This is a genomic window from Clostridium sp. OS1-26, from assembly GCF_030915445.1.
Classification (GTDB): domain Bacteria; phylum Bacillota; class Clostridia; order Clostridiales; family Clostridiaceae; genus Clostridium_AM.
Genome location: NZ_CP133264.1, coordinates 2,681,075 through 2,705,258 on the forward strand (window position 1 = coordinate 2,681,075; position 24,184 = coordinate 2,705,258).

Annotated in this window: 22 protein-coding genes and 3 pseudogenes; 19 read left to right on the top strand and 6 right to left on the bottom strand. The window is 29.1% G+C overall.

The annotated features are described in order from the left end of the window. Nucleotides 1-23: 23 nt before the first annotated feature. Nucleotides 24-428: a YsnF/AvaK domain-containing protein gene (locus RCG18_RS13045; RefSeq protein ID WP_308041697.1), complete on the bottom strand. Its 405-nt coding sequence runs from the start codon at nucleotides 426-428 to the stop codon at nucleotides 24-26. A 128-nt stretch (nucleotides 429-556) separates the two neighbouring features. Continuing rightward, a pseudogene (locus tag RCG18_RS13050) lies at nucleotides 557-1,041 on the bottom strand (YsnF/AvaK domain-containing protein). A 376-nt stretch (nucleotides 1,042-1,417) separates the two neighbouring features. On the opposite strand from RCG18_RS13050, the gene RCG18_RS13055 reads away from it, so the two are divergent. The 8 genes from RCG18_RS13055 (at nucleotide 1,418) to RCG18_RS13090 (ending at nucleotide 8,575) form a co-directional block, all read left to right on the top strand. Next, nucleotides 1,418-1,921 (top strand): nitroreductase family protein, encoded by a 504-nt coding sequence (locus RCG18_RS13055; protein WP_308042025.1) that lies wholly within the window; start codon nucleotides 1,418-1,420, stop codon nucleotides 1,919-1,921. A gap of 6 nt (nucleotides 1,922-1,927) precedes the next feature. Further along, nucleotides 1,928-2,902 carry a YafY family protein gene (locus RCG18_RS13060; RefSeq protein WP_308041698.1) on the top strand — a complete coding sequence of 325 codons (975 nt, stop codon included), beginning with the start codon at nucleotides 1,928-1,930 and terminating at the stop codon, nucleotides 2,900-2,902. Between the two features lie 41 nt (nucleotides 2,903-2,943). Then, nucleotides 2,944-3,483: a nitroreductase family protein gene (locus RCG18_RS13065; protein WP_308041699.1), complete on the top strand. Its 540-nt coding sequence runs from the start codon at nucleotides 2,944-2,946 to the stop codon at nucleotides 3,481-3,483. A gap of 238 nt (nucleotides 3,484-3,721) precedes the next feature. Continuing rightward, nucleotides 3,722-4,765 carry an ABC transporter substrate-binding protein gene (locus RCG18_RS13070; protein WP_308041700.1) on the top strand — a complete coding sequence of 348 codons (1,044 nt, stop codon included), beginning with the start codon at nucleotides 3,722-3,724 and terminating at the stop codon, nucleotides 4,763-4,765. Continuing rightward, nucleotides 4,752-6,410 carry an iron ABC transporter permease gene (locus RCG18_RS13075; protein ID WP_308041701.1) on the top strand — a complete coding sequence of 553 codons (1,659 nt, stop codon included), beginning with the start codon at nucleotides 4,752-4,754 and terminating at the stop codon, nucleotides 6,408-6,410. Before RCG18_RS13070 ends, RCG18_RS13075 begins: the two co-directional genes overlap by 14 nt. Further along, complete coding sequence (locus RCG18_RS13080) at nucleotides 6,382-7,332, top strand: ABC transporter ATP-binding protein (protein WP_308041702.1); 951 nt, start codon at nucleotides 6,382-6,384, stop codon at nucleotides 7,330-7,332. The genes RCG18_RS13075 and RCG18_RS13080 overlap by 29 nt, the downstream gene beginning before the upstream one ends. A 234-nt stretch (nucleotides 7,333-7,566) precedes the next feature. Then, nucleotides 7,567-7,728: a hypothetical protein gene (locus RCG18_RS13085; protein ID WP_308041703.1), complete on the top strand. Its 162-nt coding sequence runs from the start codon at nucleotides 7,567-7,569 to the stop codon at nucleotides 7,726-7,728. 115 nt (nucleotides 7,729-7,843) lie between these two features. After that, on the top strand, nucleotides 7,844-8,575 hold the full coding sequence (locus tag RCG18_RS13090) for a site-specific integrase (protein WP_308041704.1): 732 nt from the start codon (nucleotides 7,844-7,846) through the stop codon (nucleotides 8,573-8,575). A 708-nt stretch (nucleotides 8,576-9,283) separates the two neighbouring features. Here the strand turns inward: RCG18_RS13090 and RCG18_RS13095 are convergent. Then, the gene (locus RCG18_RS13095; RefSeq protein ID WP_308041705.1) at nucleotides 9,284-9,463 is read right to left on the bottom strand and encodes a hypothetical protein; all 180 of its coding nucleotides are present in this window, start codon (nucleotides 9,461-9,463) and stop codon (nucleotides 9,284-9,286) included. A 616-nt stretch (nucleotides 9,464-10,079) separates the two neighbouring features. Then, entirely contained in the window at nucleotides 10,080-11,057 is a 978-nt protein-coding gene (locus tag RCG18_RS13100; RefSeq protein WP_308041706.1) for a DUF4145 domain-containing protein, read from the bottom strand. A 707-nt stretch (nucleotides 11,058-11,764) separates the two neighbouring features. Between RCG18_RS13100 and RCG18_RS13105 the strand changes: the two genes are divergently transcribed. Continuing rightward, complete coding sequence (locus RCG18_RS13105; protein ID WP_308041707.1) at nucleotides 11,765-12,826, top strand: hypothetical protein; 1,062 nt, start codon at nucleotides 11,765-11,767, stop codon at nucleotides 12,824-12,826. Nucleotides 12,827-13,071: 245 nt separating this feature from the next. Here RCG18_RS13105 and RCG18_RS13110 read toward each other — a convergent pair whose 3' ends face one another. Then, nucleotides 13,072-14,004: a ComEC/Rec2 family competence protein gene (locus RCG18_RS13110; RefSeq protein ID WP_308041708.1), complete on the bottom strand. Its 933-nt coding sequence runs from the start codon at nucleotides 14,002-14,004 to the stop codon at nucleotides 13,072-13,074. Between the two features lie 491 nt (nucleotides 14,005-14,495). On the opposite strand from RCG18_RS13110, the gene RCG18_RS13115 reads away from it, so the two are divergent. After that, nucleotides 14,496-14,699 carry a hypothetical protein gene (locus RCG18_RS13115; protein WP_308041709.1) on the top strand — a complete coding sequence of 68 codons (204 nt, stop codon included), beginning with the start codon at nucleotides 14,496-14,498 and terminating at the stop codon, nucleotides 14,697-14,699. Nucleotides 14,700-15,089: 390 nt separating this feature from the next. On the opposite strand, the gene RCG18_RS13120 is transcribed toward RCG18_RS13115, so the two are convergent. Next, nucleotides 15,090-16,787: a hypothetical protein gene (locus RCG18_RS13120; RefSeq protein ID WP_308041710.1), complete on the bottom strand. Its 1,698-nt coding sequence runs from the start codon at nucleotides 16,785-16,787 to the stop codon at nucleotides 15,090-15,092. A 222-nt stretch (nucleotides 16,788-17,009) separates the two neighbouring features. Between RCG18_RS13120 and RCG18_RS13125 the strand changes: the two are divergent. The 9 genes and pseudogenes from RCG18_RS13125 to RCG18_RS13165 all read left to right on the top strand — a co-directional run. Next, a pseudogene (locus RCG18_RS13125) lies at nucleotides 17,010-17,165 on the top strand (hypothetical protein); the annotation flags it as partial. A 392-nt stretch (nucleotides 17,166-17,557) separates the two neighbouring features. Then, nucleotides 17,558-17,947: pseudogene (locus RCG18_RS13130) on the top strand (YjdF family protein); the annotation flags it as partial. 186 nt (nucleotides 17,948-18,133) lie between these two features. Beyond that, entirely contained in the window at nucleotides 18,134-18,775 is a 642-nt protein-coding gene (locus tag RCG18_RS13135) for a VTT domain-containing protein (protein WP_308041711.1), read from the top strand. A gap of 238 nt (nucleotides 18,776-19,013) precedes the next feature. Continuing rightward, nucleotides 19,014-19,574, top strand: coding sequence for an rRNA adenine N-6-methyltransferase family protein (locus RCG18_RS13140; protein ID WP_308041712.1), 561 nt, complete (start codon nucleotides 19,014-19,016; stop codon nucleotides 19,572-19,574). An 18-nt stretch (nucleotides 19,575-19,592) separates the two neighbouring features. Then, on the top strand, nucleotides 19,593-20,279 hold the full coding sequence (locus RCG18_RS13145) for a response regulator transcription factor (RefSeq protein WP_308041713.1): 687 nt from the start codon (nucleotides 19,593-19,595) through the stop codon (nucleotides 20,277-20,279). Continuing rightward, on the top strand, nucleotides 20,276-21,361 hold the full coding sequence (locus tag RCG18_RS13150) for an ATP-binding protein (RefSeq protein ID WP_308041714.1): 1,086 nt from the start codon (nucleotides 20,276-20,278) through the stop codon (nucleotides 21,359-21,361). Before RCG18_RS13145 ends, RCG18_RS13150 begins: the two co-directional genes overlap by 4 nt. Before the next feature lie 92 nt (nucleotides 21,362-21,453). Beyond that, on the top strand, nucleotides 21,454-21,966 hold the full coding sequence (locus RCG18_RS13155; RefSeq protein ID WP_308041715.1) for a GNAT family N-acetyltransferase: 513 nt from the start codon (nucleotides 21,454-21,456) through the stop codon (nucleotides 21,964-21,966). Nucleotides 21,967-22,271: 305 nt separating this feature from the next. After that, on the top strand, nucleotides 22,272-22,814 hold the full coding sequence (locus RCG18_RS13160; RefSeq protein ID WP_308041716.1) for a GNAT family protein: 543 nt from the start codon (nucleotides 22,272-22,274) through the stop codon (nucleotides 22,812-22,814). A 212-nt stretch (nucleotides 22,815-23,026) separates the two neighbouring features. Next, nucleotides 23,027-24,082 (top strand): HD-GYP domain-containing protein, encoded by a 1,056-nt coding sequence (locus tag RCG18_RS13165; protein ID WP_308041717.1) that lies wholly within the window; start codon nucleotides 23,027-23,029, stop codon nucleotides 24,080-24,082. Nucleotides 24,083-24,184: the final 102 nt, after the last annotated feature.

Here is a 24,184-nt window from a genome sequence, read left to right on the forward strand (position 1 = left end):
AGTATTTGTATATAATATGTGAATTATGAATGTTTTTCAGATCCATTATAAATGATTGCAGCATCACCAGTAGTTTCAACATGTAATTTTTCTTTCTTTAATGTTTCTTCAATAGGTTTAATATCTTGGTATTGACGTTTAAAAATCTTTACATCTTCTAAAATTGTTGAATGTTTGACAATCTCGATACGGTCTTCACTAATTGGTATTCTTATAGCTTCAACAGTTCCATCCGCATCTTTTTTTTCAATGACAAGTTCTTTGCGGTTGACAGGTACAGTAATATTTTTCTCCTCTGTTAAAACTTCTTCGTGTATGTTTACTTCTCCGGTTTGTATCCATTTTTTTGCAATATCCAATTTCTCCTCATGTAGTTGAATATTTGTGTTAGAAATTCCATTATTATTAGATGATAATTTGTTTGACATATTAATCCCTCCAAAGTTATCTTTTGAAGAATTTATATTATAAGTTAAGAAATTAATATATTTTTTAAACACCTTTCAAATCATTTTTGCGATTTGAAAGGTGTTCTTGTGCCTAGTCTTATTGTTTTTTACTGCATATTATTATCACTATTAGATACTATGTTAGGGTTACCTTCTGTATCAATACGAGCTTCTTCTCTTTTTAAGGTTTCTTCTACTTTTTTGTTTCCTCAACTTCACGCTTATGAGCTGAAACTTCTCCTGTTACTACTGTATGTTTGCCAACTTCAACTTTTTCTTCACTTACAGGAATATGAATGCTCTCCGTTGAGCCAATAGGTGAGTCAGTGGCTTCATTATTAATAGATCTTCTTTCAATAACAACTTCTTCATGAGTAACTGGAATATCAACTGTTTTTTGTTCTTCTACAACGTCTTTGCTTAAAATTACTTCGCCTGCCTGCACCTTATTTTTACTGATATCTAACTGCTCTTGGCGAAGACTAAGTTTTTCATTTTCAGCATTTTCTGTTTTATTCTCTGTTTTATTCTCAGTTTTGTTGTTATTGTTATCTTTATCTTCATCGCCCCAAATTCCAAATATATTAGCCATAGTTACCTCCAATAAACATAAAATTTTATTTACGTTGCTATGTTTCCCTTTTTAGGCGAAAGTTATCCAATATAAATATTTACAATAAAGTTTGAATTTGCTATTGAAAAATTTGCAGATAAGTATTTTGAATAATATTGTAAAAAGTAAAATTATTCAGTATTCTAAAAGATAATATAATAAAAATGTTTACTAACTGATTAAAAATTAAAGAACTAACAATTTACAAAATATAAATATTAATAGTAGCATAGTAACACTGACAGGTTTGTGTCAGTATTACTATGTTACTATTAATATAAGCTAGTTAAGACAGTAAATGGTTACGAGTTATTCGTAACTTAAAAGAAATATGAGGAGGTCTATTATGGATACTATGCAAGCAATTTTAGAAAGAAGAAGTATAAGGAAATATGAAGAAAAGGAAGTTTCTGATGAATTGATAAAGGAACTTTTAAGAGCTGCAATGGCTGCTCCTTCATCAAATAACATGCAACCTTGGGAGTTCTTAGTGATAAGAAGCAAAGAGCAGATGAATAAAATAATCGAAGAAAAGCAAGCTGCAGTTCCACTTAAAGGTGCTTCAGTAGCTATAGCAGTTTGTGCAGATTTAAATGTTTATAAAGAAAGCCCTAACCTTTGGGTTCAGGATTGTTCCGCTGCAACTCAGAATATACTACTAGCTGCTCATTCAAAAGGACTCGGTGCAGTTTGGATCAGTATATACCCTGTAGAGCCAAGAACTAAAAATGTTCAAGATATATTAGGACTGCCAGAAGAAATAATTCCTGTTTCCATTATATCCATCGGCTATCCTGCAGAAAAAAAAGCACTAGCAAGTAGATATAATGAAGCAAAAGTACATTTTCATACATGGTGATTTGATATGCAGAAAATAGAACGATTAATGGCTATAATTTTAGCCTTAAAGAACAAGAAAAAAATGACTGCAAAAGAGTTGTCAGAAACTTTTGAAGTTGATATTAGGACTATTTACAGAGATATGCAGGCTCTAAGCGAAATCAATGTGCCTGTGGTATCTTATCCAGGCAGTGAAGGAGGCTATGAACTATTAGATGATTATTTCATACCACCAATAATGTTTAATAAGGATGAAGTTTTTGCTCTGCTTCTAGCTAAAAAAATAGTGGATATAATTAATATTCCAGGTTATGCTGCTTTTGCTAATTCTGCATTTTTAAAGATTGAGAATATTGTAAATGAATGTTTTAAAAAAGATTTTGAGGATGTTCAAAAGAAAATAGTTTTTGATATAAAATCTAATGATATTAATATTGAAAATTCTTATGTCTTTGATGTTGTAAAAAGAGCACTTAAATATAACTTTAAAATAAAGGTAAGTTATGATGAGGGTATATCCCCAAATTTAGTGGAGCAGATAATAAGACCTTATGGAATTGTATTTGAAGATGGCATATGGTATATTGTTGCATTCTCAGAGTTAAGTAATTCAAAAGTTCATTTAAATATTGAAAAAATAAAGAAGATCTGCTTATTAAATGAAGTATTTGACTCTCCAGAAGATTTTGATATGCAAAATTATTATAGTAGCTGTTGCTTTAGAAGTGCCTATGAAAGTGAAGATAGTATACTCATAAAATTAAAAATACAAAAAGATTTATACCCTAGCATAAAAGATTATGTATTTTTTAAATATGGTGAAGTTAAACAAGAGGATGACAGCTACATGATTGATGTAAAAACGACTAAGCCGGATTTTTATATATCTCTTGCCTTTAGATTTTTTAGGAGCATGGAAATTATAGAACCCTTATGGGTTCGAGAAAAATTTAAAGACGAACTAAGGAAATTAAATAAAACTTATGAAATTAAATATTAATATTTAAATATAAAATTACAAAATCATAGGAGGTTAATATTATGATTAAAGAAATTGAAACCCGTAGAAGTATAAGAAAATATAGTAATAAACCAGTAGAAGATGAAAAAATTCTTCAGTTAATTGAAAGTGCAAGAATTGCCCCATCGGGTAGCAATACGCAACCTTGGCATTTTATTATAGTCAAATCAGAGTCGACTAGACAAAAATTAGGAAAGGCGTCTCACGATCAAAAATGGATGAGCACTGCTCCAATTCACATCGTATGTGTGGCAGATATACGTGCAAGAATAAAGGATGATGTAGAAATAGCACTAGATGAAAATAGTCCAGAGCCAGAGCTTAAGCTTATAATCAGAGATGCAACCATTGCAATAGAACATGTAGTGCTTGAAGCTGAAAATTTAGGATTAGGTACTTGCTGGGTTGCGTGGTTTGTCCAAGAAGATATCAGACCAATATTAAATATACCTTCGGACAAATATGTAGTAGGTATTATTCCTGTAGGATATGCAGACGAAACACCAAAAGCCCGCCCACGTAAGAAATTTGAAGATATTATACACTATGAAAATTGGTAAAGCAAAATCCTTATCAGTTAAGAGTAGCCTAGGTTAAAATGTCTTTGTATAGAAAGTAGAGGCAGTTTCAAAAAATATGGATATCTATAGAAAAATGTAATAGTATTTTTATTGTCTATCAATTTTTTTAATAAAAACTGAAGTTTGTCCCAATTATGGTATAATGTACTCGTAAATGGGACAATTTACAATTATTTTAAATTTAGGTTGATTGTTTTTATTAAGAAAGGAGATATTCATGAAAAAATTTAAGATTTTAACTTTTATATTAGCTTTGTTTATATCAGTTAGCCTAATAGGTTGTGGAAATAGTAAACAAGCAACTCCAGTTCAGAATGATACCACCAAAACTTTGAAAATTGTTGCTACTAGCGCGGATTATAAGCCTCTTTTTGAAAAATTTACAAAGGAAACAGGAGTAAAGGTAGAATTCCTTTCAATGTCTTCTGGAGAAGTTATTTCAAGAATTAAGGCTGAAGGTGGAAAGCCAATGGCTGATGTCTGGTTTGGTGGTGGTATAGATGCTTTCATGCAAGCTAAGGATGAGGGGCTTTTAGAAAAGGTTGATTTTGCTGCTGCTAAAGATATTAAATCTGAATATAAGGATAAAGATAACTATTGGTTTACTAAGGGCGTTACAGTTGTAGGTTTTCTTGTAAATGAAGACGTCTTAAAAGATAAGAATTTACCGGAGCCAAAATCATGGAAGGATTTAACCAATCCTATATACAAAGGTGAAATATTAATGTCCAATCCTGCTATTTCGGGAACTAATTATGGAGTTGTAAATGGTATATTACAAACGAAAGGTGAGGTTGAAGGTTGGAAATATTTCGAGGAATTAAATAAAAATATAAATTATTATTCCAAGAGAGGCGGAGACCCAAGTACTAAAACTATAGCTGGTGAAGTAGCTATTGGAATTGTTCCAGCTGATAAACAGCTGGAAAAACTTGAAAAAGAAAAGAACGTAAGGGTAATATACCCTGAAGACGGTATTCCATGGGTTCCGGAAGGAGTTGCAGCATTCAAAAATTCTCAAAACTTAACAGGTGCAAAACAATTTGTTGAATGGATTTACAAGGATGAAAACCTTAAGGAAATTGCAAAAATAGATAAAAAGGATACGGTAAAATTAGTAAAACCTAACCTTCAAGGGGTTGAGTTGACATTCCCTACAGATAATCTATTTAAACAGGATGTTTCTCTATTTGGTAAAAATAGAAAAGTCATTTTAGACAAATGGAGCAAAATGGTTGGAGATAAAAATGAAAAGAATTAAATTCAGGGTATCTATTTTAGATACCCTTATTATAACTCTTGTCGTTTTATCTGTACTGATATTTATACTTTATCCAGTATCTACAGTAGTATATAAAAGCTTTTTTCCAAAGGGTAATTTTACGCTGGAGTTTTATAATAATTTAATACATAGCAATAAAAAGCTTATATTTAATAGTTTATTTATATCAAGTTTCTCAACAGTTTTTTCAACATTAATTGCTATATCTGTAGCTATTTATACAAGCTTTTCAAAGCCACTATTAAAAAAGATAATCGTATTTGTTTTGTTGTTATCAATGATTTCACCACCCTTTGTTTCTTCATTGGCTTACATACAGCTATTTGGTAGAAGAGGGCTTGTCACATATTATTTTTTGAGGCTGCAGATAAATCCATATGGATGGCAGGGAATTGTTATGATGCAAAGCTTATCTATGGCAGCATTGAATTCCTTAATGCTCATTGCAACTATTAAAGGAATAGATAAAAGTTTGTTAAGTGCCTCTTTAGACCTAGGTGCGAATATTAATTACACAGTAAAAAAAGTGTTAATACCACTAATGAAGCCAGGTATCATAGTATGTGCTCTTTTATCCTTTGTGAGATGTTTATCTGATTTTGGAACACCTATTATCATAGGAGGTAATTTTAATGTATTGGCATCAGAAATATATCTTAAAATAATTGGGTATGCAGATTTAGAGTATGCTTCTACTATGAATGTACTTCTTTTAATTCCCTCCTTACTTTTGTTTATGGTTTACAGATTTTATATGAAAAAGTCTAACTCCTACTCAGTAACAAGCAGTAAACAAACCTCTGTAGAAGACTTTAGGTTATCGAAGGAAATTGGTACTTTGTTAGCTGCTATATCATTACTATTTTTATCACTAATGATAATACAATATATGGCTATTCTGGTATCTGGATTTTCAAAATATAGCTTTGGCAAATTCTACTGGACCCTAGATCATATTAAAGACCTTAGTATGTATAACTATTCCAGTTTCTTAAGAAGTATAGCTTATGCCTTTATTGCAGGGATATTAGGAAGCCTTCTTGGAGGATTGATTGCTTATTATACTGAACGAAGAAGAATTTTTGGCATGAAATTTATAGACTTTATTACTACTTTACCATATATAATTCCTGGAACATTTTTTGGAATAGGTTATGTACTTGCATTTAATGATTATCCATTAATGCTTACAGGTACAGCTTCGATTGTAGTGCTAAACTGTATTTTCAAGCAATTACCTATGACGACAAAGTTGAGTGCAGCTTCCCTTTTGCAAATTAATAAAGATATAGAAAACTCAGCAAAGGATTTAGGGGCAAAAAATGTTTTTGTCATAAAGGATATAATAATTCCAAGCCTAAAACCTGCCTTTTTAGTAGGATTTATAAATAATTTTACTGCTACTATGACCACTATTGGTGCTGTAATATTTCTAATTTATCCAGGACAAAAGATAGCTACATTTGAATTGTTTGATGCAGTAACTTCTGGCAATTATGGAGAAGCCTCACTAATAGCCACAATTATTATTTTTATAACTCTAACTGTAAATATTTTATTTTCAAAACTAGTAATAGGAGGTAATGTTATAGCAAATGTATCTACAATTAAAGAAACTAACTAAAATTTTTAACAATGTTAAGGTTGTAAATAATCTATCTTTGTCAATAAAAAAAGGGGAGTTATTGTGCTTACTGGGACCTTCTGGCTGCGGAAAGACTACTACTTTAAAAATGATTGGAGGCCTTATAAAAAGCACAGCAGGACAGATTATAATAGATGGTGAGGATATAACTTGTCTGCCTCCTGAACTTAGACCAGTATCAACAGTATTTCAATCCTATGCTCTTTTTCCTCATATGAACGTTTTGGATAATGTTATTTATGGTTTGAAGTTTCAGGGGTATAAGAAAAAGGAAGCTATTGCAAAAGGTGAAGAATACCTTAATATAGTTGAATTATTTGAGTATAGAAAAAGCAAAATACATGAATTAAGTGGTGGTCAACAACAGCGAGTAGCCTTGGCTCGCTCTTTAATTACTAATCCTAAAGTGTTATTACTAGATGAGCCCTTAAGTAATCTGGATGCAAAGCTAAGGGTAAAAATGAGAAATGATATAAAAAAGATTCAAGATAAATTCAAAACTACCATGATTTTTGTAACACATGATCAAGAAGAAGCACTTTCCATTGGAGATGAGATAGCAATAATGAATGACGGCTTGTTAGAGCAGATAGGTTCGCCAGAAGATGTATATAACAACCCTAGCAGCAGCTTTGTGTTAAACTTTTTAGGGAATGCAAATATAATCTACTTAGATTCGCACAAAAGAAACTATGTGAGACCAGAAAATGTATTAATTAATAGAAATCATGGGGACTATAAAGGAAAAGTAATACAAAAAAATTATATGGGGTTTTACACTATATATTTAGTAGAAACAGATATAGGAATAATTTCTGTCAATGTACAAAATGGAAGTAATGAAAAATATAGTGTTGAAGACCGTGTGTATCTAAGCTTTGTTAGTATAAAAGATATATAAATATCTTATGCTTAACAAGCTTGATTATATGATATAATGTAAATAAAAATTTAGTAGCTTTGAGATAAAAACACGATTCGGTTGGTAGTCCGAATGCGGATAAGTCCGTCAGTAACCTGCCCTCCTGGGGTTGTCCCTTCTCTATTTAAGCTAAATAACAGGAGGATAAAAATGATTAAACTTACAGTTTTTTCGCACCTATATAAAGTAGTCCGAGCGGTATAAATTAAGGTGATGTCCGATACGTACTGTAATACTTTAAGAGGTGATACAAATGGCGAAAATGCTGAAGTTAACAGAAAAAGTCAGTCCGATATTGGAGGACAGAGAGCAGAAAAAGGAATATTTCACGCTACTAGATTTCATCAACAAGCAGGAAGAATTTCTGGTGTATAAGAGGTCGCAAAACCTTGCGCCACGCACTATGTACGATTATGAGAAAAACTTCCAATGGCTAAATTCCTATATTACAGATACGTATGCGGACTTGTCAGTCCGATACGATATAACTTTGATTAGAGCCTACATTTCTTACATGTTGGAAATGGTTGCTAGCAGTACGGTAAATATAAGATTGCGTGCTATCAAAGTGTATCTACAGTTTTTGGAAGATGAAAGATATGTGACAGAAAAGATAAACCATAGGATAAAAAAAGTAAAAGAAATACAAAAAGAAAAACAACCATTGAACACCAGCGATGTTAAGAAACTTTTGAAAGCAATAAATTTAAAGACCTACGCAGGCTTACGAGATTACTGCATGGTACTGATAATGTTATCGGTAGGTGTTCGTATTAATGAATTATGCAATGTTAAGATGACAGATATAGATTTAAAGGAAGGATGTATAATAATTAGAAGTGAAACCGCCAAGAGCAGAAAGCAGAGGGTAGTTCCGTTGAACAGTAAAATCACTGTATATCTAAAGAAGTTAATAGATATTGCTAGGGGTGTTAATTCTGAGTATGTCTTTTTATCCAGCATAACATATGATAGGATTAGTACCTCACAAGCTAAAAGTAGGTTTATTAATCTGGGGAAAAAGGCGAATTTAGATAAAAGTTCAAGTGTTCACAAACTAAGGCATACCGCTATTACTAATATGGTAAAGAACGGTGTAAATCCACTGGATGTTAAGAGTATAGCTGGGCATTCAGAATTGAAGGTAACGATGATTTACTATCATAACAGTCTACAGGATTTGCATAAAGCAATACGAAAGGATACCTTATCAGATTTATAATAAAACTACATTTAAAAGTACAGATATAGAGGGCAGTTTGATTACTGCTCTTTTGTGTTATCACACGATACTTTTTATCCACGAAGGTTGGAAATAGTGTAGAGATTTTGCTATAGAAGAAGATATGTTTGAAGCTATGGAATCAAGCCTAAAAATAAATTTAGTGCAGGTGTAGTATTTTGTTATTAAAGGATAAAATCAGAAATAAATTTATAACTATTAGGAAATTAAAATTTTATACAAGTATAATTTATAATAAATATTATAATATTCTTCTTAAAACAGCCCTATAATACATAAAAGTTATATTAGAATTGATGTGTGCATTAGTATAAGCATTATATCCATAGGTGTAGTATTTTTTAGTTTAATATTATTTAAATGCTAATGTGTGGTGTTTTAAGGCAGGTTTTAATTACAAAGCATTATTTTATTAATACAGATTTAAATTAAATACAGGGCTTGTACAGAAATTATAGAGGGTATTGCGTTAGGCTATAAAGTATTCGGAAATTAATAAATAAACATAATATACTAATAAGAAAAGAGTAGAGTAGTAAGTGCAAAAAATAATGATTGGGTTGATATTACTTGGTGTAATGAATATTATATATGAGAGTATGCTAATAATCATAATTGAATTTAGAAGTACTTAAAACGTTAATAATGAAATAAAACCAATAAAAAAAGAGGGCGTCCCCTCCTTTTTTATTGGTTTCTTGTGAATATAAGGTAAAAGATAGTCATGCAAATTAATGCAAACATATCTTTGTTACAGGATGCAATTATCGGTTGCACCCATTCACATAACCTTACTCCAAAAGCACCTAATATAAACATTAGGACCCCAATAATTTTTTTCTTCGCCAATCTTTTTTTCCAGTTCATAATTAATACCTCCTATATCGGACTTACATGAATCTTGATGAAACAATGCCAAAGGAGAATAATATGAACTGAGACTGGCCTTTGCTGTACTTAATCATGCTTAAAACGTCTACCGAACTTAAGCACTTTAACGTACTGTGAGACAATTAACAAATAAATATATAAACAAATATAGGGAAGTAAATATTACAAACTGGTCGTTTACTTGGCGAAATAAACGGTTATCGAAAATTAACGTAAAGCAATATTAATGTTTAGTTGTGTTTTCGAATTTTTTTAAAAGTTCCATTTATTCACTCCCTTTTTAAATAAAAAATTTTATTGTCTCACATAATAAGTATACCATTAATACAAGAAAATGTTAATAGTTAATACTAATGATATATGTCTATGGTTTTTCAAGGTTCTTTCTGGGTTAGAGGTGAATAAATTATGAAATATGTAATTTCTTATAATGTATTTTAAACTATAATAAAATCCAAATTTTATAAAACAAGCTACTTCAAAGTTATATAAATATTAGAAGTAGCTTATAGCCATTTAGATAAAAACTAAATAAAATGATAAATGTATTATTAATCCAGTTAACCTCATTAGAAAACTGGATTTTTGTGGTTTATTTCATATTAGGTTTACCCAGTGATTGTAATTTTGCATTTAAAATTGATTTATATTCTTGAATCCTTTTTGGCTGAACGAATGCAAAATCAAAAAGGAGTTTAAGAATTTCTATAATCCATTCAACTTCTCCGGTTTCAACTTCAACTATTTCACCAGTGCTTGTACTCTTTAATGGGTGGGCAGCAAAATTACCAATATTTCTTATTGCATCTACTGATTGTGATAGATATGATGGTATATTAGGTTTTTTTATAAATTCTTCAATTTCTTTTGATAAATTGTTTTTATTTATATTAAATTTTTCATGTAGGATTTCTTGTAATAATCTTCTTGACATTGCAGCACTAGATTTAGGGCTTAAGTGCATAATTCTAACGGCTTCTAAAAAATTATTTTTGTAATTTAGAGGAACTTCATCGGGAACTATATGTATCCTTGATGAAGGATACTCACCTATTTTTTCGATTAATAGTTTATCATCATCGGTAAAGTTATTTTCAAATGTAAGTTTAAAATAATATCTTTGAGGATGTCCACAATGAGTACATTCTAGTTCTTTATGAAAAAAAGTGAATTTTTCTATTAGTAAATTTAATCTATCAATCATTTCATATTTTGGATTAGGTATGTTATCATTTTCATAGTCTAGACAATAATCTGGAATTTCTTGAATATATATATTTTTTAATTTATTATCAATATCAATTGACATCATTTTCAAAGATAATTCTTTTTGACATTTTGGACAAAAACCGATGATATTATTACTAGCTTCCATAAATTTGATTAAATGTTCAAAGTCATCGGAATATAGGGTATTGTGCATAGTTATCTCAAACTCTCCACGTTCATCAAATTCGGAAGTTTCGTATTGTGTATCCCTAAAGCTCTTATAATTAATATTTATGCTTTGATGTAATTTTAACGAAAAAAGCAAATCCTCAAGGCAGTAATCTTTGAAATTTTTAGACATAATGCAATTTTCCTCCACATTAATTTTAAATTATTATAGGCATTTTATTACATTATATCATAAATTAGATTTATTTTTACATAAAATGAGAATTTTATGTATAGGTAAAATATCTTCTCTATAAGAACCAAAAGAGTTTATACTTAATAAATTCCAAGAATAATATGTGAGAATAAAAATTGCTATAAAAAATATAACATTAAGAATAAGAGATGGATTGTTATCCTGTTTTCTGCTTTTAATGTTATATTTTTTTATGCTAATTATTATAGATAAGCAATTCTATAACATATATAGTGTTGAAGAATTGTATGTAAGTTTGAGATAAACAAAGAGAGAATTTAATAATGTAAAAAAATATCTAAAATGAGCTGAAATTGGTCTATATGGTTTAAGATTGCATGTTGTAAGGATAATGATTTGATGATATTTTATATCTTAATAAGTGATAATAATTATGATATTTTAAGGTATTCTTAGTATTAACATGTATGAAAATGGAGGTTGATAAATATGATGGTGAGTAAACAAGGATATTTTCTTTATATGAAATGAAATTATAATACTCCGACATATAACGAATAAAGGAAGAGCAGCAGCAGCTTCTGTTGATAGTGTTGAGTTTAAAGCGTATGTTTCGCATCTTTAACAATATTTTATATAAAATTAAATTGATAAAATAATACATTTATAAAAGGAGAAAATGAATGAAAAATTCAAATGAGGCAAAAACAACTTCACAATATACCTTGGTTACATCTATTATAGGAGCTGTTCTAGTTTACTTGTTGATATTAATATTAAACTTACTTAAAAGTCAATCATTTGGAGTAGTAACTGAAATTTTTCCAAAATCAGAGGTACTTATTAATCTAATATTACTGACTTTGATTGTATACATTATTATAAGTTTGATTCAAGTTGTAGTATTTATATGGCAGTATGCATTAAATATATACGATGAGAAGAAGTTTGGTGATAGTTTAGTAAGCTATAGTTTTTTAACAACTTTGCAGGTAATATTCTCAAGTTTAGTGGTAACTGTTGTTATGGCTATAGCATCAATAGTTGGGGATTTTACGGATTTGCCCCTTTTTGTACCTGCTATTATATGCGGGCTTATAGCATTTGGGTTTTATTACTTAAAAAAGAGATTTTCATTTTTAAGTAAAAGTGCACTTTTTCTTTTGGTTACGGGAACTGTCTTTATGTTCTTAATTAACATTGGATATAGCAAATTGATGGACATGCCTAGACTTGTTTTGCCAAAAGATAAATATTCATTTAGCGAAAATATTGCGTTGTGTGAATTGGATGGTAAGTATTCGAAAATTTCCAAAGCAAACATATTAAATCTTCAAAAAGATTATCAGCCTATTGATGTGGTAGTATACAAAACTGATAACAAAACATATTTAAAAATAGATTTAACGTCTCATTTTATGGTTGAAGGAGAGTATAATTTAATGGTTACGGTAGATAACAAGAATATAATGAAGAAATTTGTGTATGTGTATGATGGTGGCAAAAATGAATTGCCATTATATGTTAGCAGATATATAGAACAAATTAGGTCTGAATTAAAAAGTAAAATTGGTGATAATCCAATTGTTGAAGAGGAATTGAGTATGCTTACTAATGCTTATATTAATAATGATAAAAAACAAGTAGATAAATGTAACCTGGAATTAAAGAAAATTATTAAGGATAGAACTAACAGAATATTAGATTATATGTATAATGACCCAATAATTGGATTTAAAAAGTAATGGATGATATAACAAGACTATAAATCAGTCTAATAGAATAAAGTTTAAAGAGGATAAATTAAGATTAAGTTATTCACAAAAAAATAATTTTTTTTATTAAAATTAGAATTTTATCTGGACAAGTTTTAATATTTGTAGTGTATATAAGTATAGATATTGTTCACTTAGTTCATAAAAATTAGTTGCTATAATATAAATATAGCCCAATTAATTTAACTACTGGGCTATATTTATATTAAGAATTATTAATTATCAGTTTTATTTGTTTTACTTGGTTTTCCAGGCTTATAATCTCCAGATTTAACGTTAAAACTAATATTTTTGCCATCAGAAGTACAAATTATATTTCCACTCTCATCTGTTCTGTAAAGAGGAATATGCTTCTTTTCTAGTTTCTTCATAGTTACATCATGCGGATGACCATAATCGTTATCTTTACCGCATGACACTACAGCGTATTTAGGGTTAACTTTATCTAAAAACTCAGCACTCGTTGAAGAGAAGCTTCCATGATGTCCTAACTTTAAAACATCTGCTGATACATCCAATCCTTTTGATAATATTTCCTTCTCAGACAAGTTTTCTGCATCTCCTGTAAATAAAAATTTATTGCTTCCATAAGTTAACTTAATAACTATAGAATAATCATTAATGTTCTGATATTTAGAACTATTCGGAGCTAGTATTTCGCAATTAGCATCTCCTAATTTAAAAGTTGAACCAACTATAGGAGTAGTAATTTTTAAGTTCTTAGCTTTTAAAGCGTTAATTACATCAGCGAATGTCTTAGTTGTAGTTGTTACTTTAGGCATATACACTGTTCCAATATCAAAATTCTTAATTACTGCATCAAGACCTCCAATATGGTCTTCATGAGGATGAGTACCTACTATGTAATCCAAATGTTTAATATCTTGTTTATTTAAGTAGTCTACCATTAATTTTTCATCTTCATTGGTTCCTGCGTCAATTAGCATATGGTGTGTACCTTGTTGAATTAAAATTCCATCACCTTGTCCTACATTAATGTAATGAACTTTTAACTGACCACTGGGCACAGTTGTTGTAGAAGTACTTTGGTTATTAGTAGTATTTGTAGTTTGTGTGTTTCCACAACCAGTAATAATAAAAATAGCAATTGTAAATATTGATAGTAAGTAGACAATTCGTTTTTTCATATTTAGGTCTCCTTTTTTTAAAGTTATGTATATAAACATAATTATAAATACCATAGAGAGTATTCATAATTAATGATTGCAACAAAATTCTTATGATTTGAACTAGATATTTTACAATTGGTTATTATCATTCATATAAATTATATACGAACCTATGTTCTGTGTAAATACTAGATTTATTTCATAAGTATACATATGTTATCAACAATTAGTAAAAATCGTAATAAAACAGTAAAAAGTTAAACGAATTTCTCTGTATTTGTAAAATTTATATTTGAAACAAATAGAATAGAAATTTTATCTATAAAATGTTCTTTGTAAATGCTCTAGTTTTATAGAGAATAAAATAACTAATTGAGATAATTAATATTAAAAAAAGTTGTAACTTATTAGATACAACTTTTTTTAATATTAGAATTATTTCTTTACAAAAAGCCAATGAATTAAAGGAACTTTTTGAAAGTTTAGGCGCTATAATGAAGGTTACTTCCATGAGTGAGGGGCAGGACAGGTTGGTCTATGAGACAAATAACAGTAAAGTTAAAAATTCAATCAAATGTCCTAATTGTAAATCGCCTAATGTAAAGAAGATAAGTGGATTAAGTAAAGCTGGTTCTGTAGCACTATTTGGTATTTTTGCTTTGGGTAAGGTTAGTAAAACATATGAATGCAACAGCTGTGGTTATAGGTGGTAAGTCTTATTAATAAATTTATGTACATACATAAGTTCTATTTTTTAAAGCATCTATTTTATTAGTAGGTGCTTTTTTAATGCAATTAGTATGAATATCAGCTAAATATTTAGTAAAACACAAGATTATTGAATTCAATAAAATCGAAATTTTATGTATCTTTACAACTAAATCTAGAGTACAGGATAATATGCTAAGAACTTTATTAATATATAAATAAGAGATATTAAATAAATTTACAGATTTATATGTAGTTATACATCAAGTTCTTGATGCTAGCTAATGAATCTAGCATATGAAAAACTATTTAAGGATTATTAGAATAAATAAAATTTAAATTGCAAGTGAGTAACAGAAAAATCCTAGAGAAACAACTCTTTAGGATTTATATTTCTATGTATTTTTTACATATATATTAGCTTGTTTCAAGATTGGAGTCTTGATATTAATAGAAAGCTTATCTCCTTTTTTAGCAGTAGTGACTACTTTACCATCAACCATCATTTCATCTACATTTATTTTAAAATAATCGTTTCCATTTTCAATTATTAGTTCATCACCAATATTTATATTATCAGCTTCTAAATAAAAACAAGATATTTTATGATTATCAAATTGATGTTGTATTTTACCAATGAACTGCCAAGGTGCGGGTAAAGCATTAAATAAACCTTTAGTATGAAGACCAGTATCTATATCGTTAAAGGTAATCAACCCTCCTTGAAGTAGACGTACTGATTTATAAAGCTCCCAAGTAGAAACAAGGGTATAGCTATCACCATTTGCATCAGATATTTGTTGTTCCGTAAATGCAGGATAAGGTCTTTCAAGTGGAGCTTTCAATTTATGGTGATTAACAATTAAAATACCATGTATATCTGTTCTGTTTTCATTTCGCATGTTTCTACTTGTATACTTAACTAGAGCTTGGCAATCATCTTCTGTTGGGTTACCATTATGCCCCTTTATTTCTACTACCGTAAATTGTCCATTATCTAATACTCTCAAATCTTCCTGTCTATTGCCTTCAACTAAATCATCAACATTAACAACACTTTTATAACCAATATATTCTAGAGTTTTTTTTACGTTATCTACTAGGAAATCATCATATCCATCTGAGGTTAATAAATTGGTTAAAAACTCATATTCGGATTTTTTATTAACAATCTCTTTTTCAAGTTCTTTTAGTTTTTGTTCATATTCTTTTATTAGATTTTCTTTATTTTCATTTAATTTATTTACCTCTGGTAATATGTATTCTTCAGTATCTATCCAGCTATTTTTTACGAAGTTAGGAAACAGTTCTGGTTTTAATAATGGAAGAAATTCATTTATTAAATTCTTGATAGGCTTATATAAATCTTTAAATTGAGGTAAAACGATTAAATATCCGTAGTTGTTTTTTGAACCATACATTTTTAATAAGGCAATTATTTCGTTAAAACTATTTTTACATATTATTGATGAACTGTCTGTATTATATGCAGTAAAAGTGCAGTGGTACGAAACTTCATCTTCACAATTGGAGAATATAGTTCTGTATAACTTTTCAGTTTCATTTCTAAAATATATTTCTTTACCACTTACACAATTAGTAGGTTTAATAATGTTATCTGGTATCCAATCATAATTGGATATTTCTATAGTTTTTTTATATTCTACTTGTCCAAATTCGTAATTCACAGGATAATATATTGCTGTATCTAATTTATCAGCAAAAACAATTAATATATTACCATTATCTAAAAACTTATTAAAATTATCCCTATGTATTCTTGAAGACAAATATCTAGGATTAAATATGCTACTTCCATTAGGCATGATAAAACCTTGGTGGTCACCATTATTTGGATTGGATTGAAGCGGATTTACACCATAAGAGTCACCCTCTTTCATATCTACAATTATAATATCTTTTTCTGTTAAGTAAGGTAAAGAATGATTTGAACCACATTCAAAAGACTTATCTTCCCTATACCTCTTACCAAAAGTACCAGTAGCAATATTGAATCCGTCACTAGTGAGATTTTTTTCTGTATAGTTATCAACGTCAACTAATAAAATCTTTGGAAGTTCATATTTACACATAATAAATCACCTCAAAACAATATATAAATTACTATATTATACCAAAATATTTCGTAAAACTATAATATACATGTAGAAATTCCATAATAAATGTTGACCAAATAAATAATGAAATTTATAATAAATACTTTTTATAATATTTCGAAAGGATTTCCAAAGTAGCTTCGAAGGTATGCTACAAAATATATCGAAAGATACTACTATTGCAGGTGTTGAAAATATTCACCAGACGGAATGACTTCAGATTGAGCTAAGATACCATATGAAGTATTAGATAAAGTTTCAAGAAGAATTGTTAACGGAGTTCAGGGAGTAAATAGAATAGTTTACGATATAACTTCAAATACATCAGTAATTATTGAGAGTAAAAGCTGTTAAATATTATTAAAGAAGGCAAATAAAATTGCCTTTTTTTATTATGAAACGAATAATGGAATAAACAATTTATGAAAGTGGGTGTATTATACGCTGTAAAATAAATTGTAGGAGGTTATTTGTGAATATACCAATAATTTTAAATGTTTTCTGTTATGGCTTCTGCAACTTACTTATAGTATAATGGATATAACAGTAAAATCGTATGCACCGATACTGCTTATTTTAATAAAGGTGCTTTAAACCGTTGAAAATACTATATAGCTTTGAGATAAAAACACGATTCGGTTGGTAGTCCGAATGCGGATAAATCCGTCAGTAACCTGCCCTCCTGGGGTTGTCCCTTCTCTATTTAAGCTTAATAACAGGAGGATAAAAATGATTAAACTTACAGTTTTTTTGATGATCCATTTTGGGTAGGAGTTTTTGAAAGGCTTGAGGAAGATAAGCTTGAAATTTGCAGAATAGTTTTTGGGCAGGAGCCTAAAGATAATGAAATATATGAGTTTATCTTAAAAAACTTTTATAAACTTCAATTTAGCAATTCCATATCAGTTGATGTAAAAGTAGAAACTAAAGTTAATCCTAAAAGAATGCAAAGAAAAGTTAAACGAGCTTTACAGGACAAAGGTATTGGAACGAAGGCACAGCAGGCATTAAAGCTTGATTGTGAAACTAGAAAAATTGAACGCAAAATGTTATCAAAGGAAAAACGTGAGAGAGAAGAAGAAATTAAATTTCAAAAGAAACAAGAAAAGAAAAAGCAGAAGAAAAAAGGCCATTAATAAAGTGAAAAACACTTAGGGAGTAAAACATCCTTAGGTGTTTTTCTCTTTTAATCTAATATATATCGCTGAAATCTTATGAGGAAATTATAAATTTCTTAATAAATCTTAAGATTTATTTGTACAGATATTTAAGAATTCACATCTACAATAGTAATTAGAAATTACATGTGAGGTGAATTTGATATGAAAAAAATTAGTAAGTTTTTAGTAATAGCAGTTTGGGCCACATTGATATATATTTTTTATAAACTTAATCTATTGAATGGGAATATGGGTAATTTAAATAAGTTTCTTGACAGTTTTGGCAGCTATAAAGTAATACTATTTATTACGTTATCTACTATACGGGTAGCCGCTTTAATCCCTAGTGTAGCATTCATGATTTTGGGTGGTATTATGTTTAATCCGCTAGAAGCTTTTGCTCTTACCTTAGTTTCAGTTATACTTAGTGAAAGTATTATATATGTAGCATCAAAGGCTCTAGTTAGCTCAAGTATTCAAAGATATTTAGTTAACAAATATCCTAAACTATATAACCTATTACTTAAAAATAGTACGAGAATTTTAGCAATTGGTATATTGTGTCCATTAGCTCCCTCCGATGTAGCTTGTTTTTTAGCTAGTTCTGCAGGGTTAAACTATAGAAAGTTTATCCTCACAGTGGTACTAGCAAATATGCCACTGATGTTATTGTATAGTTTTCTTGGAGGCAGTATTTTATCTCCTAACAATAACACCATAGTAACTGGGATAATTATTTTAATTATAACTATATACTCAATGTGGCTATGGAATAAGGAGCAAAAACAATATAAATCAATCTAGATAAAAGGTCCAAATTTTGGATCTTTTTATTAATTTATAGAAACATTAGAAAAACTTTAAATAAATTTAAGAATTCTTAAGGAATTTTCTAATGGAAATTTAATATTTGTACTTTATACTAAGCCTGTAAGTGAGTTTAAACAGATAGGCAGTTATAAATTGTTTATCTGCTAAAGAATACAGGAGGCATAACAATTTGTAATTGTTATGTACCCCAAAGGAATACGGGAGGGTTATTATGAAATGGGTAAAATTTTTGATAGAGTATGTTAAGTCACCAAGAACTGTAGGAGCTGTAGCACCTAGTTCAGAAAAGCTTGCGGATAGAATGGTTAATGACATAGACTTTAAAAATGCAAAATGTATTGTGGAATATGGTCCAGGTACGGGAGTTTTTACAGACAAGCTTGTAAAGAATAAAGGAAAAAACACAATATTAATATTGCTTGAATATAACCAAGAATTTTGTAAAGAACTAAAGAAGAAGTATAATAAGTATGATAATATATTAATAATAAATGATTCAGCACAAAATATAGATAAATACCTGAGAGAATATGATATTGAAAAAGTAGACTATGTAGTTTCAGGATTACCTTTTGCAAGCTTGCCTAAAGATGTATCTAGTGAAATATTGAAGAAAACAAGAACTGTATTAAGAAATGGTGGATTGTTTATTACATTTCAGTATACTTTACTAAAGAAAGAGTATATTGCCAGTTATTTTAAGGATATAGATTATGAAAGGGTTCTACTTAATGTTCCACCAGCATATGTCTTAAAGTGCCAAAATGTTTAATTTGAAAGGGGTCTGATTATGCCTAATAAAATACTTATAGTAGATGATGACGAAGAAATAAGAAAGGTTATAAGTATATATTTGGAGAATGAAGGCTTTGAAATATATAAAGCGGAAAATGGGCAAGAAGCACTAAAAATAATTGAGGAAAATGAAGTAGATTTGGTGCTTCTAGATATAATGATGCCTGGAATGAATGGTTTAGAAGTATGTATGAAAATTAGAGAAAGTAGTGTTATGCCAATAATATTTTTATCAGCAAAATCTGAAGATATGGATAAAATCCAAGGCTTGACTTCTGGTGCAGATGATTATATTACAAAACCTTTTAGCGCAATGGAACTTATAGCTAGAATTAAGTCTAATCTTAGAAGATATAAAAAATATACTGCTGCTGCACAAGTGCGTAAGAATGTTATCGAAATTGGCAACTTGACTATAAACACAGATTCCAGACAAGTATTTATTGGGGACAAAGAAGCTAGGCTTACTCCAAAAGAGTTTGATATTTTAGAGCTTTTAGCGAGGAATAAAGGAATAGTTTTCAGTATAGAAAAGATTTATGAAAGAGTATGGGGAGAGGAGTTTTATAAATCCGATGGTACGGTTATGGTCCATATAACAAAGATAAGGGAAAAAATAGAGGAAGATCCCAAAAAGCCTATTTATATTAAAACGGTTTGGGGTGTCGGATATAAGATATGAAAAGATTAACAGTAACAAAAAGCTTAAGTATCAATCTTTTAATTAAAATAGCATTTTGTTTTTCACTTTCATTTGCTGCTGTAATCTTGTTTGCTAGCTATATTTCTAAAACTTATATATATAGTAACAGAAATAATTTGAATCCTTTTATGTATAATATGATACTTCTTGGAGTTTTCATGACAGGTATTATAGTATTTATCATAAGTTTTCTAATAGTCACAAAGAATGAAATAAAATATATCAAATATATTTCGGAAAATGTTGAAATAGTTGCCAATAAGGAATTAGGCTCTACTTTAAAAGTTGCAGGCAATGACGAGCTAGCGGAACTTAGTAGAAATATAAACTCTATGTCTAGACAATTAAAAGAAAAGTTTGAACGTGAAAGAGAAATAGAAAATACTAAGACAGAATTAATAACCAATGTTTCTCATGATTTACGAACGCCGCTTACTGCTATTATAGGCTATTTAGACTTTTTGAAAAACGAAAAATTTAAAAATGAGGAAGAGGAAAAAGAGTATTTAAACTCTGCTTATAATTTATCTATTAAGCTAAAAAGGCTTATAGATGAACTATTTGAATATACAAAGCTATCAAGTAATGAAGTTCAATTAGAATTTGTGAATGTGAATATATGTGCTATTTTGAACCAACTTTTAGGTGAATATGGTACTATATTAGAGAAAAAAGAGTTAAGGATTATAAATAATGTGCCCGATAATAATATAAATGTAAAAATAGATATTGAAAAGATCGTTAGAGTATTTGAAAATATATTGAATAATGCGGAGAAATATAGTTATAAACCTTCGGATATTGTGGTAAATGTAGAAAAGGAAGAAGGGCATGTTATAATATCTTTTTCCAATAGAGGTGAGCATATTCCTCAAGAAAAGATAGATAAGATGTTTGAAAGGTTTTATAGAATTGACCCTTCACGCTCTAATAATGTGCCCGGATCTGGATTAGGATTAGCTATATCTAAAAAAATAATTGAATTACATAATGGATACATATGGGCTGAAAGTAATGGAGATATAATTACTTTCAAAGTTAAATTGCAATCAAATGAGTAGAGATAATAGGCAATAATATTCTCAAGGAATTAATGAGGATAAATAAATGGCACAGCGTGTAGAAACTAAAAGAGTTAATTGGAGAAGAAGGTATGGATATCGATATAAGAATATTAGATAAAAATGAAAGAGCACCTTATGATTTGCTTTTATTAGCGGACCCATCAGAAGAAGCAGTTAGAGATTATATAACTCGAGGGATCTGCTATATAGCTTGTTATAAAGAACAAATTGTTGGAGAATATGTTCTAATAAAAACAAGACCTTTAACAATGGAGCTTGTAAATATTGCAGTAGATGAAAAATACCAAGGGAAAGGTATAGGTAAAAAACTTATACTACATGCAATAAATAAAGCAAAACAGGACAATATAAAAGTTTTAGAGGTAGGAACAGGAAATTCAAGTATAGATCAATTAGCATTATATCAAAAATGTGGATTTCGCATTACTGGAATAGATAGAGATTTTTTTAAAATTCACTATAACAAAAAAATTATAGAAAACGGTATTGAATGCACAGACATGATTAGATTAAGTATTGAATTACTTGAAAAAGAAAAAGTAGAAGAAAAAAAGATCACTAGTAAAGTGAAAAACACCTAGGGAATAAAATATCCTTAGGTGTTTTTTTATTTTTAAACTACAATTCTTTTTAGCAAAGTATCCATATTGGAAATCATATCTTAAAAAGTTGTAAAATATATGTAATGAAATAAAATAATGTACGTATTAACATATGAATTACTTAGCTAAGTAAAAAAGTTAAATAGCTAAATATAGTGTTAAGAAGTACTCTTTAGCAATCTGTTTATCAGTCATTATTGATAATTGTAATATTAAAAATATATGTCCATTTTTTACAAAATTTGATATAATGAAATTTAAAATATAAAAAGGGGTTATGGATTATGTTTAAACATATTATTGACAAGGAATTAGAACTAAAACTTTTGGATAACTGTGATAGGGATGAACTATTTGCATTAATAGATTCTAACAGACCTCACCTAAAGCAGTGGCTTCCTTGGGTAGATGGAACTAAGAGCAACGAGGACTTAAAGGGCTTTATAGATTCAACTAAACAGCAGTACATAAACAACAATGGATTTCAATTATCTATATGGTATAAGGGGAAGATAGCAGGTGTAATTGGGTTCCATAGTGTTAATTGGTCAAATAAATCTACAAGCATTGGTTACTGGCTTGGAAAAGAATTTGAAGGAAAGGGTATTATGACAAGAGCATGTACAGTTTTTGTAGATTATGCATTCAAGGAGTTGAAACTAAATAGAGTAGAAATTAGATGTGCTGAAAATAACTATAAGAGCAGAGCTATTCCAGAGAGACTAGGATTTAAAAATGAAGGAACATTAAGGGAATCTGAATGGCTATATGATCATTTTGTTAGCCATATTGTTTATGGTATGCTTAAAGATGAATGGAAGTTTTAATATTTATATTCTTGTTAAAGATGAAGATATAGATAACGCTGTAGAGGCACTACTTAATGAAAGATATGAAGTTATAAAATAAATGTGATGCAGAGCTTAGTAATGAGAATTAATTTTGGTTGAAGGATATTAAAGATTGTTGTGGAATATACATAGAATAACATATTCTGAATATTAACGCTATTCATAACTTTTAAGGAGGGATGGTAAATATGGATAGAAGAAAAGTATTCCTGACAGTCAACGAATTAAAGCCAAAGATGATAATTGCAGAGGAAATTAAATCTAATGGTTTAGTTTTATTAAACGAGGGAACTAAACTGACTGAAACTATAATTAATAGATTACAGGAAATATATTTTTATAGTAGAATTGCGGTGTATAGTGACCAAGAGGAAGTACTTGAATTCTATAAAAACAAGACTGTAGAAGAAATAGAAGAAAGTTTTAATGATCTTTCAATTGATGTAAAAGAGATACTGAGTAATATAGAAAATACCATAAAAACTAATTTTCAAGAAATAGAGGAATTTGCTCGAAAAATTAAAGATGAGTTAAGATCAACAAGGTCTGTTATAAAAAATATAATACTTGTAGGTAGTGGAGAAGATGCTATATATAGACACTCTGTAAATGTAACAGCTTTAAGTGCTGTTCTGGGAAAATGGCTTGGCTTCAGTGAAAATGATATAAATTTATTAAGCCATGCTGCAATTTTACACGATTTTGGGAAAACAAAAATAAACAGTGAAATATTAAATAAAGTTACAACTTTAACTAAAGAGGATTGGAAGAAAATAAAGTTCCATCCAGGTTTAGTATATAATTATTTAAAGGATGTACCTTCCTTAGATACCTCTATACTTTATGGAGTACTTATGCATCATGAAAGATTAGATGGCAGCGGATATCCATTAGGAATTAAAGAAGATAGAATTCACCCCTTTGCCAAAATAATTGCAATTGCAGATACCTTTGATGCAATTAACTCCAACAGAATATATAGAAAGAGCCAAGGGCCTTTTGAAGCACTGGCAACACTTCAAAAAGAAAGCTTAGGAAAATTAGACTATGTGTATTGCAAAGTATTTATAGAACATGTAATAAATTTTCTTATGGGAGAAAGTGTTTTATTGAATACAAATAAGATATGTACTGTAATAGGAGTTAACGTAAATGATATTTCACGTCCGCTCTTAGTAGATGGAACAGACTTCATAGATTTGGAACAACGAAAGGACATTTATATAAAAAAACTGATAATATAGTTGTATGTGTATAGATATGAGCTGATGATATTTCCTAAATCATTGGCTCTTTTTATATAGAAGTATGTAAAATTATGGTTTATAATCTATATATAGATTAAA

What these genes read in the sequence shown, in the direction of transcription:
- RCG18_RS13045 (WP_308041697.1), bottom strand. Translation starts at nt 428, where the DNA reads ATGTCAAACAAATTATCATCTAATAATAATGGAATTTCTAACACAAAT.
- RCG18_RS13100 (WP_308041706.1), bottom strand. Translation starts at nt 11,057, where the DNA reads ATGTCTAAAAATTTCAAAGATTACTGCCTTGAGGATTTGCTTTTTTCG.
- RCG18_RS13095 (WP_308041705.1), bottom strand. Translation starts at nt 9,463, where the DNA reads ATGAACTGGAAAAAAAGATTGGCGAAGAAAAAAATTATTGGGGTCCTA.
- RCG18_RS13070 (WP_308041700.1), top strand. Translation starts at nt 3,722, where the DNA reads ATGAAAAAATTTAAGATTTTAACTTTTATATTAGCTTTGTTTATATCA.
- RCG18_RS13060 (WP_308041698.1), top strand. Translation starts at nt 1,928, where the DNA reads ATGCAGAAAATAGAACGATTAATGGCTATAATTTTAGCCTTAAAGAAC.
- RCG18_RS13150 (WP_308041714.1), top strand. Translation starts at nt 20,276, where the DNA reads ATGAAAAGATTAACAGTAACAAAAAGCTTAAGTATCAATCTTTTAATT.
- RCG18_RS13105 (WP_308041707.1), top strand. Translation starts at nt 11,765, where the DNA reads ATGAAAAATTCAAATGAGGCAAAAACAACTTCACAATATACCTTGGTT.
- RCG18_RS13110 (WP_308041708.1), bottom strand. Translation starts at nt 14,004, where the DNA reads ATGAAAAAACGAATTGTCTACTTACTATCAATATTTACAATTGCTATT.
- RCG18_RS13140 (WP_308041712.1), top strand. Translation starts at nt 19,014, where the DNA reads ATGAAATGGGTAAAATTTTTGATAGAGTATGTTAAGTCACCAAGAACT.
- RCG18_RS13135 (WP_308041711.1), top strand. Translation starts at nt 18,134, where the DNA reads ATGAAAAAAATTAGTAAGTTTTTAGTAATAGCAGTTTGGGCCACATTG.
- RCG18_RS13115 (WP_308041709.1), top strand. Translation starts at nt 14,496, where the DNA reads ATGAGTGAGGGGCAGGACAGGTTGGTCTATGAGACAAATAACAGTAAA.
- RCG18_RS13080 (WP_308041702.1), top strand. Translation starts at nt 6,382, where the DNA reads ATGTATCTACAATTAAAGAAACTAACTAAAATTTTTAACAATGTTAAG.
- RCG18_RS13120 (WP_308041710.1), bottom strand. Translation starts at nt 16,787, where the DNA reads ATGTGTAAATATGAACTTCCAAAGATTTTATTAGTTGACGTTGATAAC.
- RCG18_RS13145 (WP_308041713.1), top strand. Translation starts at nt 19,593, where the DNA reads ATGCCTAATAAAATACTTATAGTAGATGATGACGAAGAAATAAGAAAG.
- RCG18_RS13165 (WP_308041717.1), top strand. Translation starts at nt 23,027, where the DNA reads ATGGATAGAAGAAAAGTATTCCTGACAGTCAACGAATTAAAGCCAAAG.
- RCG18_RS13085 (WP_308041703.1), top strand. Translation starts at nt 7,567, where the DNA reads ATGTCCGATACGTACTGTAATACTTTAAGAGGTGATACAAATGGCGAA.
- RCG18_RS13155 (WP_308041715.1), top strand. Translation starts at nt 21,454, where the DNA reads ATGGATATCGATATAAGAATATTAGATAAAAATGAAAGAGCACCTTAT.
- RCG18_RS13055 (WP_308042025.1), top strand. Translation starts at nt 1,418, where the DNA reads ATGCAAGCAATTTTAGAAAGAAGAAGTATAAGGAAATATGAAGAAAAG.
- RCG18_RS13075 (WP_308041701.1), top strand. Translation starts at nt 4,752, where the DNA reads ATGAAAAGAATTAAATTCAGGGTATCTATTTTAGATACCCTTATTATA.
- RCG18_RS13065 (WP_308041699.1), top strand. Translation starts at nt 2,944, where the DNA reads ATGATTAAAGAAATTGAAACCCGTAGAAGTATAAGAAAATATAGTAAT.
- RCG18_RS13160 (WP_308041716.1), top strand. Translation starts at nt 22,272, where the DNA reads ATGTTTAAACATATTATTGACAAGGAATTAGAACTAAAACTTTTGGAT.